This is a genomic window from Streptococcus sp. HMSC10E12, from assembly GCF_001807855.1.
Lineage (GTDB): Bacteria > Bacillota > Bacilli > Lactobacillales > Streptococcaceae > Streptococcus > Streptococcus salivarius.
Map to the genome: position 1 here is coordinate 1 of NZ_KV791088.1, position 13693 is coordinate 13693.

The following is a 13693-nucleotide window of genomic DNA, read 5'->3' on the forward strand; positions in this document are numbered from 1 at the left end:
GTTTTACCCACTACAGAAATTATAGAGCCCTTTTCCTGTGGAGGAGAGGCTCCCACTCTGGCAATTGTCTTGGAACAGTTTGAAAAATGGACAATCTTTCTTGGCTTATTTTGATCAGGGAGTTTTTATTGGTTTTACCTATGCAATCTGTACTGATAACCTGGTCTACCTTCTCTTTCTTGCGGTTGAGGAAAGTAAACAGTCGCAGGGTTACGGTAGTCAAATTTTGGCACAAGTTAGGGAAGAAGCAAGAGAACGACCGTGTGTGCTTACGATTGAGCCTATGGATGAGGAGCAAGTCTCTAATCGGGCTCAACGTCTAAAACGTTTAGCATTTTATGAACGAAATGGCTATCAGGCATTGAATCACTTCTATTTTGAAGGAACGGAGCGGTATCAGATTTTAATAACTGATAGGAGTCTTTCTTTAGATACGATTGAGCAAGATTTAGCTAAGACTTTCCTAGGAAGATATGGAATAAAAGTTGATTAGGGTAATCGTAACTTTGATAAATTTCAATGAGCAGAATAAGAATAATCAAAATAACTTTTTCTCTTGTCATTAGAGGGAAAAAATGATAGAATTGTAACGTTGACTAAATGCACGTCCTGTGCAACCGCACGACTACTGTTTGCAAGTGGGTTTGTCCCCGCAGTACTAGGCGAGTCTTCACAGAGGGAAACCTCAGACACATTAAAAATTTTAATAGGAGGTGCATCATGAGCACATACGCAATCATCAAAACTGGTGGAAAACAAGTTAAAGTTGAAGTAGGTCAAGCGATCTACGTTGAAAAAATCAACGCTGAAGCTGGATCAGAAGTAACTTTTAACGAAGTTGTTCTTGTCGGTGGTGATAAAACTGTAGTAGGTACTCCAGTTGTTGAGGGAGCTACTGTTGTCGGAACTATCGAAAAACAAGGTAAACAAAAGAAAGTTGTTACTTTCAAATACAAACCTAAAAAAGGTAGCCACCGTAAACAAGGTCACCGTCAACCTTATACAAAAGTTGTTATCAACGCTATCAACGCGTAAGTTAGCGACTAATCACTAAGAAAGGACACAATCTTATGTTGAAAACTCTTGAAAACTTGCAACTTTTCGCCCACAAAAAAGGTGGGGGTTCTACTTCCAATGGTCGTGATTCACAAGCTAAACGTCTAGGTGCTAAAGCAGCTGATGGACAAACTGTATCAGGTGGATCAATCCTTTACCGTCAACGCGGTACACACATCTACCCAGGTGTAAACGTAGGCCGTGGTGGTGACGATACACTCTTCGCTAAAGTTGAAGGTGTTGTACGTTTCGAACGTAAAGGTCGCGACAAAAAACAAGTATCTGTATACCCAGTTGCTAAATAATTAAGCTAAAGTCTGCACTTTTGTGTAGGCTTTTCTTTATGAAAAAAGGAGAATCCTATGCCTTTAAATCACTACCAACAAGAAGTAGGGCCAAGTCTAGCAGATGCCAGTCCAGGTAAAATGCCAGATGTTGCTCTATTAGAAGGTCGTTATTGTAGCGTTGAACATTTGACAGTGGCAGAGCATTATGAGGACATTTTAGACTTTTACTTTACTAATCAGATTCTTTCTGATTGGACCTATATGTATGCCGATCCATTTGAATCTGAAGAAGCTGTACGTCAGTGTTTGGAGGATTATGAGCAATCCGATAACCCTTATTTCTTTGCCATCAGGGATAAGGCTTCAGGTAAGGTTCTGGGAACCTTTTCACTTATGGCTATTACACCAAAAAATCGTAGTGTTGAGATGGGACGAGTGATTTTAGCACCTGCTTTACAAAAGACTCGAGCAGCTACAGAAGCTCAATACCTGCTTATGAAATATGTCTTTGAAGATCTTAACTATCGTCGTTATGAGTGGAAATGTGATAGTCTCAACCGTCCTTCTGCCAATGCTGCCATGCGTTTAGGGTTCACCTATGAGGGGCGTTTTCGTAACCATGCTATCTATAAGGGACGTAGCCGTGATACGGACTGGTTCTCGATTATTGATAGTGAGTGGCCGGCACTTAAGAAACGATTTGAGAATTGGCTAGCTCCTGAGAATTTTGATGAAAAGGGACAGCAGAAATGTTCTTTGAGGGATTGTTAGCTGGCAATATAAGGGCTCTCTTCTGATGAAGGAGCCTTATTTTAGTGTTCTTAGACCTAAATCAAAGCTCCTACTTTTCTAGTGATTATTATTGCTGTCAAACTCAGTCTAAATACTCATTTTTCTGTCAATAATATTCCCATAATAAAGCATATTTATGCTATAATAAAGAGTAATTGTATCAAGGAGAATATGACTAATGGATTTAATTCGCGAAAAAGTATTTGTTAACCGTTACCACTATGATGTTCGTAACCATGAGTGGGAAAAAGAGAATGGTGTGCCTAAAACAAATGTTGAAGTAACTTTCCAGTTGCACAATAAAGATGAAGAAGCTAACAATACGTCTGTTGTAGCTGTTTTGCAATTTATGATTGTCCGTGATGAGTTTGTTATCTCAGGGATTGTTTCTCAAATGGACCATATTCAAAACCGTATCGTCAATGAACCAAAAGACTTCTCACAAGAAGAAGCAGAAGCCTTGGCTGCACCGCTCTTGGATACGCTTCAACGTTTGACTTATGAAGTAACTGAAATTGCCTTGGATCGCCCTGGTATCAACTTGGAGTTCTAAGATGTCTCTTGCAGTTATTACGGATTCATCGGTTAATCTCCCTGCTGAGATTCAGGGCCATGCTGATGTTTATGTTTTAGATATTCCAGTCATCATTGAGGGGCAGCCTTTTGTTGAAGGAAAAAACTTGGATGTCAATAAGTTTTATGAACAAATGGCAAACTCTGAGGAACTGCTCAAGACGTCACAACCAAATCTAGCTGACTTGGATAACTTGCTTATGGAGTTGGAGGCAGAAGGTTATACCCATGTCATTGGGCTTTTCCTTTCTTCAGGAATCTCTGGTTTTTGGGCCAATAGTCAGTTTTTGATTGAGGACCATGCCAAGTTGAAGATTGCTTTTCCTGATACAAAAATCACAGCAGCTCCTATGGGAGCTATGGTGAGAAACGTTTTGCATTGGTCAGCCCAAGGAATGTCTTTTGAGAACATTTTGAAGAAGCTTGAGGAGCAAGTTGACCAAACGACGGCTTATATTCTTGTGGATGATCTTAATCATCTGGTTAAGGGTGGCCGTTTGTCGAATGGTTCGGCGATTTTAGGAAATCTTTTGTCTATCAAACCTATTTTGAATTTTAATGACGAAGGAAAAATCGTTGTTTTTGAAAAGGTGCGTACAGAGAAGAAAGCTGTGAAACGTTTGGTTGCCCTAGCTGAGGAAAATCGTGAAATGGAACTTAGTATCCTTCACACCAATGCTCCTGAAAAAGCTGAAGATTTTAAAAAGCAGCTAGAAGCACAGGGAATTAGCGTTTCAACAGTGGTATCCTTATGTGCTGTAATTGCGACACACTTGGGTGAAGGAGCACTAGTACTAGGTATAACACCTAAATTTACCAAATAAGTACTATCCATCTGGAATGGGGTTTGTCTATGATTAAAATCAATAGAGAGGAAAAATGACATGTCTATTAAAGTTATTGTTGCTGGATTTAAAGGAAGAATGGGTTCAACTGCGGTTGAAATGGTCAAGGGAGATGACGAATTGACTTTGGCTGCCTTGCTTGACCCATTTGCGACAGAAAAAGAAGTGGACGGTGTTCCTGTCTTCACAGATAAAGCGGATTTGGTTGGCTTTGACGCAGATGTCTGGGTGGATTTCACTATGCCAGCTGTTGCCTATGAAAATACTCGTTTTGCTTTGGAGAATGGTTTTGCACCAGTTGTGGGTACCACAGGATTTACTGAAGCACAAATTCAGGAATTGACAGACCTTTCTAAAGACAAGTCTATTGGTGGTTTGATTGCCCCTAACTTTGCTATTGGTGCTATCCTTCTTATGAAGTTTGCGGCAGAAGCTAGCAAATATTTCCCAGATCTTGAAATCATTGAGCTTCACCATGACAAGAAAAAAGATGCGCCTTCAGGTACAGCAGTGAAAACAGCTGAACTTATTCGTGAGGTTCGCGAGTCTAAACGTCAGGGAGCTGAGGATGAAGTGGAAACCCTCGCTGGAGCACGTGGTGCTGAGTTTGATGGTTTCCGCATTCACAGTGTGCGTTTGCCAGGGCTTGTAGCTCACCAAGAGGTTATCTTTGGTGCCCAAGGAGAGGGCTTGACCTTGCGTCATGATTCTTATGACCGTATTTCCTTTATGGGTGGAGTTAACCTAGGTATTAAAGAAGTGGTTAAACGTGATCAGCTTGTTTATGGTTTGGAACATTTACTATGAGATTAAGTTATTTGCCTTCTGAATTTCAGAAGGCTTTACCAATATTAGAGAAGATTAAGGCTGCGGGTTTTGAGGCTTACTTTGTTGGTGGTTCGGTACGAGATGCCCTTCTTAACCGTCCCATTCATGATGTAGACATTGCTTCATCTTCATATCCTGAGGAGACCAAGCAGATCTTCGAGCGTACGGTGGATATCGGTATTGAGCATGGGACCGTTTTGGTCTTGGAAAATGGCGGTGAGTATGAGGTGACGACCTTCCGAACAGAGGACGTCTATGTAGATTACCGTCGTCCGTCTAGCGTGTCCTTTGTGCGTTCATTGGAAGAGGACCTCAAGCGTCGTGATTTTACAGTCAATGCTTTTGCTCTTAATGAAAATGCTGAGGTTATCGACAAGTTCGATGGGCTTGCTGATTTGGACAACCGTGTTTTGAGGGCTGTTGGTAAGGCTGAGGAACGCTTTAACGAAGATGCTCTTCGTATCATGCGAGGGCTACGTTTTGCAGCGAGTTTAGACTTTGATATCGAAGAAAAAACTTTTCAGGCTATGACCAGCCATGCCCCACTTCTGGAAAAGATTTCGATTGAGCGAAGTTTCATCGAGTTCGATAAGTTGCTTTTGGCCCCACATTGGAAAAAGGGAATCAAGGCACTTCTAGCGACTAAGGCTTATCAGTACCTTCCGGATTTTCAAGAAACTGCTGAAGAATGGCAGTCTTTTGTGGCAGACTATTTGGAGGACTTTAGATTTACAAGTTCTGAACAGGCTTGGGCGGCAACTCTTTTGGCTCTCAAGCATGATAATCCACGCTCTTTCCTTAAAAAATGGAAGACGTCTGTTAATTTCCAAAAGACAGTTCAGTCCTTGATTGAGATTTTCAATTTCCGTTTGGAGAGAGCCGTGACTAAACAAGATGTTTATCAGTATGGTAAGGAGCTCTTAGAGGCGGCTGAGACTTTGAGACAGGCTCAGGGCTTGGACGTCGATTATGAGCGCATTGCCGATTTGGATGGTCAGTTGCTAATCCATGATAAGCACGAAATCGTTGTGAATGGTGGCACGCTGATGAAGGAGCTAGGATTCAAACCTGGTCCCGACCTTGGACGTGTACTTAAAGCCATTGAAAATGCCATCGTTGATGGGAAACTAGCTAATGACAAGGAAGCCATTATGGCCTTTGTTCAAGCGATGAAATAAGTCTAGTGACGTTATAAAAATAAAACACCGCTACAGAGCATGCGTAGGATCCGTAGCGGTGTTATTTGTAAGAAGGAAGTAAGATGTCAGATTTTATTGTTGAAAAATTAACCAAGTCCGTTGGAGACAAGACGGTTTTTAAAGAGATTTCATTTATTATCCATGATTTGGATCGTATTGGGATTATTGGTGTCAATGGGACAGGTAAGACAACCTTGCTAGATGTTGTCTCTGAGCGTATTGGTTTTGATGGTGATGTGTCACCTTTCACTAAGGCTAATGGCTATAAGATTGCTTATTTGACTCAGGAGCCAGAATTTGATGACAGCAAGACAGTGCTTGATACAGTCTTGTCATCAGACCTTCGTGAGATGGCTTTGATTCGTGAATATGAAACCCTTATGGCAGATTATTCTGAGGAGAATCAGGCTCGCTTGGAGAAGGTTATGGCTGAGATGGATAGTCTAGATGCTTGGTCCATTGAGAGCGAGGTTAAGACAGTCTTGTCTAAGTTGGGATTGTCAGACCTCTCGCAAAAGGTCGGGGATCTCTCAGGTGGTCTTCGTCGTCGTGTGCAGTTGGCTCAGGTTCTCTTGAATGATGCAGATCTCCTGCTCTTGGATGAGCCAACCAACCATTTGGATATTGATACTATTGCTTGGTTGACGAATTTTCTTAAGTCTTCTAAAAAGACGGTACTCTTTATTACCCACGACCGTTATTTCTTGGACAATGTAGCCACACGTATCTTTGAGTTAGACCAGGCTAATCTGATTGAATACCAGGGGAATTATCAAGACTATGTGCGTCTAAAGGCCGAACAAGATGAACGAGATGCAGCAGCCCTTCACAAGAAAAAGCAACTCTATAAGCAGGAGTTAGCATGGATGCGAACGCAACCACAGGCACGTGCAACCAAACAACAAGCTCGTATCAATCGCTTTAAGGATCTTAAGGGTGAGGTTCACCAAACGGTCAATAATGACGATCTTGAAATTAACTTTGAGACCAGCCGTATTGGTAAGAAGGTAGTGAACTTCGAGCATGTCGATTTTGCTTATGAAGATGGCAAGCAAATTCTCAGTGATTTCAATCTTATCATGCAAAATCGTGATCGTATCGGTATTGTTGGGGATAATGGTGTCGGAAAATCGACCTTGCTCAATCTGATTAATGGTGACCTTGTGCCTACAGCTGGTGTCCTAGATATTGGTGAGACGGTACGTATTGGTTATTTCTCACAGCAAATTAAAGATATGGATGAGAGCAAGCGTGTCATTAACTACTTGCAAGAAGTTGCAGATGAAGTTAAGACAACGGTTGGGACAACCAGTATCACAGAGCTCTTGGAGCAATTCCTTTTCCCTCGTTCTACCCATGGGACACAGATTGCCAAGCTCTCTGGTGGGGAAAAGAAACGTCTTTATCTACTTAAGATTCTGATTGAAAAGCCTAACGTTCTGCTCTTGGATGAGCCGACAAATGATTTGGACATTGCAACTTTGACGGTTTTGGAAAACTTCCTTAATGGTTTTGGCGGCCCTGTCGTTACCGTAAGTCACGACCGCTATTTCTTGGACAAGGTAGCTAACAAGATTCTAGCCTTTGAAGAGGGTGGTGTTCGAGAGTTTTTTGGTAACTACACAGACTACCTTGATGAAAAAGCCTTCTTACAAGAGCAATCAGCCCTCCTCGAGAAGGAAAAAGAGCAAGCTAGCGTTAAAGTTGAGAAAGTCAAAGAAGACAAAAAACGCATGAGCTACTTTGAAAAACAAGAGTGGGCGACCATCGAAGATGAGATTGCTGACCTTGAAGCCAAAATCGAAGAGATTGAAGCAGCCATGCTTGAAAATGCTAGCGATTATGGACAGTTAGCTACCCTTCAACGTGATTTGGATGCTGCTAACGAAACCCTACTTGAAAAGTATGAACGCTATGAGTATTTGAGTGAGCTAGAGGGATAAGCTCTTTAGTAATCAAAGTATGACAAAAGCCCTGCATTTGCAAGGCTTTTTTATGTTTATGTAGTGTCTGGTTTCTTCTTACCACAAGCGGAATGAAAAGGAAAGGACTGAAACACCCGTAAAGATAATTAAGGAAGCTACCAAGCGCCCAATAAGAAAGGCTGAGAAAAACGGAGCACTAAAGAGTAAGAGCCCAAATACCAGACAAATTAAGGCGATTGACAGGGCAGGTTGTCCTGAGAAGCCGAATTGACGTTGGCGATGAGCTTGAAAGCCTTGTGTAAAGGCTGAGACAAGAAGCCACCAAGCGATAATGGTTACAGCTACACCTGAGAGCACCCATGCTGATGTTGATAGCAAAATAATCCCAAAAACAATGGAAATGATACTCTGAAGCAGTTGGAAGAAGGAGCGGTTTTCGTTATCTCGTTTAAAATAAACCATGAGACTTGAAACACCAGATACCAGCATCACTAGGGCAAACAGCCAACCAACGATGGCAAGAAGGTTTGTAGGATTAGCGAAGAAAAAGACACCCAAGAGTGTAATGAGAATGCCACTAATCAATGTAAAACTTTTCATAGGCTACCTCTTATTAATTTTTCTTAATACTACTAAATAAGTATCAAATTGTCAAACAAAGACCTACTTTAGAGTGGCTTGATGTTATAAGTGTAGGTGGCAGCTTTTCTGGTTCTCGTAGCTACCTGACGACCTGTTTTTTGGAAGAGGTGTTTAAAGCGGCGCAAGAAATTTGTGGAATCCATCTTGAGGTAGTCTTCATTAAAGGTACCAAAAAGTTGACGGTAGGTAGTCAAGGTGTTTTCCTCGGGCATAATGGAAAGGATAGTTGGATAGTATTCGAGTCGTCCCTTGATACGTTTCATAGCTGTTAAGAGGATTTCCCAGTGGTCAAAGGCGAGGTCATCATGTGATAGTTGTTTTTCACCATCAACAAGTTGCAGTCGACCGTCTACCATGGCGATGTCTAACCAATGCGTAGATGCTGCATCGTCGGCAGCCTTTTCCACTTGAATGTCATTAAAGGTCATAAAGCAGAGATAAGCCACTGTAATGGTCCACATTCGAGGATCCCGATAAGGTGTTCCCACTGTAATGAGTTGCTCAATGTGGTCAGGATTGAGTTTAACGGATGTTTCTTCCTGTACTTCGCGACAGACAGCTAGATTGAGATCTTCTTGCTCCTGAACGAAGCCACCACTGAGGGCGTATTTCCCCATGAAGGGATGGTTTTTTCGCTTGATAAGTAAGGTTTGGACTCTTCCTTCATAATAGCGGAAGATGACCGAGTCAACGGTCACTGAGGGCTTAACGTACTTATCCTCTTCCTCTCGCCTATAGATGTCCAAAAATTCCTTTTCACTACCAGAGTTTTCGAAGGTTTTAGTCATAGGTTTCCTCCTTTATTTATTGTAAGTGCAAATGATGAGTGCTTTACACCAGTCTTCTAAATCTCGATGTGTAGACGTTCCTTGATTGCTTTTTTGGCATTGTGGTAGTTGTCCGCAAAGAAGCTGTCGCTATTACTATTTTCCCCTAAAATAACAATTTTATCTTTGAATGGTGATAGGAGGTTTAAGAGATGCTTGGTAAACCAGTCACGTGTTTGATTATCGGCCATAGTCATGTCACGGAAACCATCATCTACATAGTTTGATTTTGGCAGAATCACAAAAATCAAATCCCACTTTTCACGGGCCTGAGTTACCTGATAGAGACGATCCAACATGTCGAACTCTTCTTGGGAGATATTTTCTTTCAAATAGTAGTCAATATAGACCTTAGTGACTGTTGAATTGGTATCGGCAAAGATAAGTCCTGAGTGTTGCCCTTTGTCAATGATATCAGAGGTCTGGGCATATTGATCTGTTAGGAGGTGAATATAGTCGTTGGTATCTAACTCGTCATCTCGTACATTATACTTTTCTTGATATTCCCTAGCATATTCCAGAGAGCAGGGAGCATTGTAAGTGCGGGCCAAATCCTTGACAAGAGTAGTCTTTCCACCGCTAGCAGAGCCCACAACAAGGACCTTGCGCGTAAAGTGGCGACGGAAAGGCTTGGTGATAAAACGCCAATTTTCCATCGGATTGTCGCGAATCTCAGTAGCAGAGATATTGATAATAGAACGTTCGATGAGTTCTACCTGAGCTTGAGGGTAATAGCGATTGAGCTCAGTCACATACTCTAGCTCTCCAACATAGAAGGTAATCTTTTCAGGATTATCCGTATTCTTAGCGATAAGCTCTTTGATACGATTAACCCAAGGCACCCAGCCCTCTGGATAGGCTGGCATCCCAGCTTCGTCTAGTTTATCCACAACGACTAATTCATCATCATAGAAGACTTCTCGAACATAACGGAAACGTCGATTGAGTGATAGGCCTGCGCGTGTCCCACGATCTTCTTGTGTGTTGCTGCCACTTACGATGACAAGCACATTGTCATTAGCACGTTTTGCCTTGGTAATGAGGTCAACGTGTCCAACGTGCATTGGAGCGAAAGTTCCAAAAACAATGCCGATGCGCTTTCCAGATAATTGTTTTCTTTTCATAAAAAATGATCCTTTTTGAGATTTAGTAAAATTACTAAATTAATGATAACATAGTTGGGAATCTTTGTAAATGTAAAAATAGTAAATTTACTAAATTGTTTTTTTACCCATTTTAGCCTTAAAGTTCAAAAAAAGTTTAAAAAATTTTGGAGAAAAACAAGAAAAACAGTATCCGCTTACATTGTTGAATTGATAACATTTTAGGATTAACTAAAAAAAGAGAGGTCACTTGCTATGTCACAAAACCTAACATAAAAATCAAAAAAATAGCAGAAAATACTTGACAAGAAGATTCTGAAAATTTATACTATTCATGTAATTAAATTACTAAGGTAATTATTTGAAAGGAAACATTGATATGACAACAGGTAAAGAGTACGTTGCTAGCGTTTTTGAAAAAGTGAAAGCTCAAAATGGCCATGAGGCTGAGTTTCTTCAAGCAGTTGAAGAAGTTTTCGATTCACTTGTTCCTGTCTTCGATAAATATCCTAAATATATTGAAGAAAACCTTTTGGAACGTTTGGTTGAACCAGAACGTATCGTTTCATTCCGTGTGCCATGGGTTGACGATAAAGGACAAGTACAAGTAAACCGTGGTTTCCGTGTACAATTCTCATCAGCTATTGGTCCTTACAAAGGTGGTCTTCGTTTCCACCCATCAGTAAACCAATCAATCATCAAATTCCTTGGTTTCGAACAAATCTTTAAAAACTCATTGACTGGTCAACCAATCGGTGGTGGTAAAGGTGGATCAAACTTCGATCCTAAAGGTAAATCAGATAACGAAATCATGCGTTTCTGCCAAAGCTTCATGACTGAATTGAGCAAACACATTGGTGCAGATACAGACGTACCTGCAGGTGATATCGGTGTTGGTGGACGTGAAATTGGTTACCTCTACGGCCAATACAAACGTCTTCGTAACGAGTACACAGGTGTTCTTACTGGTAAAGGTTTGAACTGGGGTGGATCACTTGCTCGTACAGAAGCAACTGGTTACGGTGCTGTTTACTTTGCAGAACAAATGCTTAATGCACGTGGTGAAAACTTTAACGGTAAAACAGCAGTTGTTTCAGGTGCTGGTAACGTTGCCATCTACGCTATCGAAAAATTGCAAAGCCTTGGTGCTAAAGCGGTAACATGTTCTGACTCATCTGGTTTTGTTTATGATCCAGACGGAATCGACGTTGACTTGTTGAAAGAAATCAAAGAAGTTAAACGTGAACGTATCGTTAAATATGCAGAAGCACGTCCAAATGCAACCTTCACACCTGCTGGTGGTGAAAAGACAGTTTGGTCAGTTAAAGCTGACTTGGCATTCCCATGTGCAACTCAAAATGAATTGGATGAAACAGATGCAGAAACACTTGTAGCAAATGGTGTATTGGCTGTTTCAGAAGGTGCTAACATGCCATCAACTTTGGGAGCTATTGATGTCTTCCTTAAAGCTGGTGTATCATTTGGTCCTGCCAAAGCTGCTAACGCTGGTGGTGTTGCTGTATCAGCTCTTGAAATGGCACAAAACAGCGGACGTACACAATGGACATTCGAAGAAGTTGATGCTAAACTCTACGATATCATGAAAGGTATCTACGAAAATGCTGCAGCAGCTGCTAAAGAATTTGGTCATGAAGGTAACCTTGTTGTTGGTGCCAACATCGCTGGATTCCTTAAAGTTGCAGATGCTATGTCAGCACAAGGTATCGTTTAATTGATAGATTATTACTAATAGCCTCTCGATAAAATAAGAAAAGAAGCCTGCGGGTTTCTTTTTTTGTTTAGACAGACTTAGGAGGAAGAGGAGATTTGTCCTTTTTTGGTATAATGAGCTAGTAAGAAATCTTTTTCTAGAGTAGATTTTTATGAATTAGAATATGAGAGGAATAATCGTGAGTCTTGGAAAGGATCCCTGTGGGGCAAAAGAAAAGAAGTATACTAATCAGACAGTCATTCTAATAAGTTTCTTGATCAGCATAGTGTCGATACTGCCTATGTTCTTTTTTAGGGACAAGCTTTATGGTGATGATATTGTCTTTCACATTAACCGACTGTTATCCTTGGATACTGTCTGGAAGAGTCCTATCAATTTTACAACTAACGGAGGGACCGGACAATTAATCAATACCTTTTATCCCTGGTTGACTTATTATCCTATTTTCATAATCTATAAGCTGACTCAGTCAGTCTTTGTAGCTTGGATGAGTTTTCAATTTCTTGTTCGCTTTGTAACTTGTTTGCTTAGTTTTTACGGATTACGTTTATTGAACTATTCTGATAAACAGGTGATGGTATTTGCTACCTTTTATCTTTTTTCGGGTTATTTCTTGCACAATTCTTATTACCGGGCAGCTGTTGGCGAAACGCTGGCTATGATTTTTTTACCTCTAGTTTTCGTTGGCGTTCGTTTGATAACATTTGGAGATTATAAGAAATGGTGGGTCTTGACCCTTGGCATGCTTGGTTTAGTCTATTCCCATGTCTTATCTGTCCTTTTGGCTTCTCTTATGATTTTCATAGCAGTGGTAGCTAGTTTTGGGATTTGGGATAATAAAAAAGAACGTATTCTAGGATTTCTTAAGGCCACTCTTGTCACTCTTAGTATGTCTCTAGCTTTCTTTGTTCCTATGATAGAGCAATTCAAGTATGTCACCCTACGAACGACTTTTAAACCGCTCCTATCCAAGACTGCCTTAAGTCTGGCAGACAACTGGGAGTTGATTCTAAAAAGCGATTTAAGGACTCCATCAGTTAATCTTCTCTATCTCTTGGGTCTAGTGCTAAGCCTAATCTTTGCTAAGCGTTTTGTGAAGGATAAGGAGGCTAGAATTTACCTTTTTATTTCTCTTGTTTTGGCTTTTTTAACTTTGAATAGTTTTCCTTGGCAGTTATTACAGGAGAGTCCAGTGTCCAATCTACAATTTCCTTGGAGATTATGGAGTTTTGCCTTGCTTTTCTTCAGCTTAGCCTTGTCTAATATCTTGGAAAATATGTCTATGAAGGCAACGACGATACTTGTCTTGTTTGGTCTTTGCCTGAATATGTTTCAGATTGTTACTGTCCAAGATAAGATGACTAAAGCCAAGAATATATTGCCAAGCAATACAAAAGTCACGAGAGAAATGCTAGCTAAGGGAACTTATAAAAATATAAATGGCGATTACACCAATAAAGAAGTGCCCTTTGGCTTTGTCTTTGACAAACATCTTTTCTTGGATAATCAGGAAATTAAGTCAACCATCAGCCGTTCTCCAAAGGAGCTAGCACTTACAGTAGATAACGAGTCAAAAGAAGCTAAAGTCTTGTCGCTACCAGTTTTCTACTATAAAGGACAAGAAGCGAGGATTGATGGAAAGCGAGTAACTACTTACTTAGCTAAGGAAAAGAATCCAACTAATCTAGTCCTACCACCAGGTAAGCATGATGTCGTTTTGACCTATGGCTATACCCCAGTTGCCAAATTGGCAATGGGTGTATCAACTATTAGTCTTTTGGCGTTTATTGGTTATTTGTATAGAGTGAAGAAAGATGACTAAAAAGAAGCTTGCGGGTTTCTTTTTTTGTCTGTTTTACTAGATGGTAGCCCTTTTGATATAAT

13 protein-coding genes, 1 pseudogene and 1 other annotated feature are annotated in these 13693 nt (G+C 40.7%); of the genes and pseudogenes, 11 read left to right on the forward strand and 3 right to left on the reverse strand.

Translation table 11 applies throughout. The features are described 5' to 3' along the window. Window positions 1-31 precede the first annotated feature (31 nt). The 9 genes and pseudogenes from HMPREF3112_RS10945 to HMPREF3112_RS04600 form a co-directional block, all read left to right on the forward strand. Window positions 32-493: pseudogene (locus tag HMPREF3112_RS10945) on the forward strand (GNAT family N-acetyltransferase); the annotation flags it as partial. 112 nt (window positions 494-605) lie between these two features. Continuing rightward, window positions 606-680 (forward strand) — a sequence feature (ribosomal protein L21 leader region). 40 nt (window positions 681-720) lie between these two features. Further along, the gene (rplU, locus tag HMPREF3112_RS04565) at window positions 721-1035 is read left to right on the forward strand and encodes a 50S ribosomal protein L21 (RefSeq protein WP_002885597.1); all 315 of its coding nucleotides are present in this window, start codon (window positions 721-723) and stop codon (window positions 1033-1035) included. A gap of 35 nt (window positions 1036-1070) precedes the next feature. Next, window positions 1071-1361 carry a 50S ribosomal protein L27 gene (rpmA, locus tag HMPREF3112_RS04570; RefSeq protein ID WP_002885483.1) on the forward strand — a complete coding sequence of 97 codons (291 nt, stop codon included), beginning with the start codon at window positions 1071-1073 and terminating at the stop codon, window positions 1359-1361. Window positions 1362-1418: 57 nt separating this feature from the next. After that, window positions 1419-2114 carry a GNAT family N-acetyltransferase gene (locus HMPREF3112_RS04575; RefSeq protein ID WP_070438393.1) on the forward strand — a complete coding sequence of 232 codons (696 nt, stop codon included), beginning with the start codon at window positions 1419-1421 and terminating at the stop codon, window positions 2112-2114. A gap of 199 nt (window positions 2115-2313) precedes the next feature. After that, on the forward strand, window positions 2314-2688 hold the full coding sequence (locus HMPREF3112_RS04580; protein WP_002885550.1) for a DUF1149 family protein: 375 nt from the start codon (window positions 2314-2316) through the stop codon (window positions 2686-2688). Between the two features lies 1 nt (window position 2689). Then, a complete protein-coding gene (locus tag HMPREF3112_RS04585) occupies window positions 2690-3532 on the forward strand; it encodes a DegV family protein (RefSeq protein WP_048676354.1) in 843 nt (280 codons plus the stop codon). 60 nt (window positions 3533-3592) lie between these two features. Next, window positions 3593-4360, forward strand: a complete 768-nt coding sequence (gene dapB / locus HMPREF3112_RS04590; protein WP_048676350.1) for a 4-hydroxy-tetrahydrodipicolinate reductase — start codon at window positions 3593-3595, stop codon at window positions 4358-4360. Further along, a complete protein-coding gene (locus HMPREF3112_RS04595) occupies window positions 4357-5559 on the forward strand; it encodes a CCA tRNA nucleotidyltransferase (protein WP_048676347.1) in 1203 nt (400 codons plus the stop codon). The genes dapB and HMPREF3112_RS04595 overlap by 4 nt, the downstream gene beginning before the upstream one ends. A gap of 83 nt (window positions 5560-5642) precedes the next feature. Then, the gene (locus tag HMPREF3112_RS04600; RefSeq protein WP_002885596.1) at window positions 5643-7523 is read left to right on the forward strand and encodes an ABC-F family ATP-binding cassette domain-containing protein; all 1881 of its coding nucleotides are present in this window, start codon (window positions 5643-5645) and stop codon (window positions 7521-7523) included. Window positions 7524-7601: 78 nt separating this feature from the next. Here the strand turns inward: HMPREF3112_RS04600 and HMPREF3112_RS04605 are convergent, their stop codons facing one another. The 3 genes from HMPREF3112_RS04605 to HMPREF3112_RS04615 all read right to left on the reverse strand — a co-directional run bounded on the left by HMPREF3112_RS04605 (window position 7602) and on the right by HMPREF3112_RS04615 (window position 10098). Further along, a complete protein-coding gene (locus HMPREF3112_RS04605) occupies window positions 7602-8105 on the reverse strand; it encodes an HdeD family acid-resistance protein (protein WP_037612024.1) in 504 nt (167 codons plus the stop codon). 68 nt (window positions 8106-8173) lie between these two features. Further along, the gene (locus tag HMPREF3112_RS04610; RefSeq protein WP_022496252.1) at window positions 8174-8935 is read right to left on the reverse strand and encodes an NUDIX domain-containing protein; all 762 of its coding nucleotides are present in this window, start codon (window positions 8933-8935) and stop codon (window positions 8174-8176) included. A gap of 56 nt (window positions 8936-8991) precedes the next feature. Further along, the gene (locus HMPREF3112_RS04615; RefSeq protein WP_070438396.1) at window positions 8992-10098 is read right to left on the reverse strand and encodes an AAA family ATPase; all 1107 of its coding nucleotides are present in this window, start codon (window positions 10096-10098) and stop codon (window positions 8992-8994) included. A gap of 358 nt (window positions 10099-10456) precedes the next feature. Here HMPREF3112_RS04615 and gdhA point away from each other — a divergent pair, with 358 nt between their 5' ends. Beyond that, a complete protein-coding gene (gdhA, locus tag HMPREF3112_RS04620; RefSeq protein WP_002885547.1) occupies window positions 10457-11809 on the forward strand; it encodes an NADP-specific glutamate dehydrogenase in 1353 nt (450 codons plus the stop codon). A 280-nt stretch (window positions 11810-12089) separates the two neighbouring features. Further along, window positions 12090-13631: a glycosyltransferase family protein gene (locus HMPREF3112_RS04625; protein WP_247916160.1), complete on the forward strand. Its 1542-nt coding sequence runs from the start codon at window positions 12090-12092 to the stop codon at window positions 13629-13631. The last annotated feature ends 62 nt before the right edge of the window (window positions 13632-13693 follow it).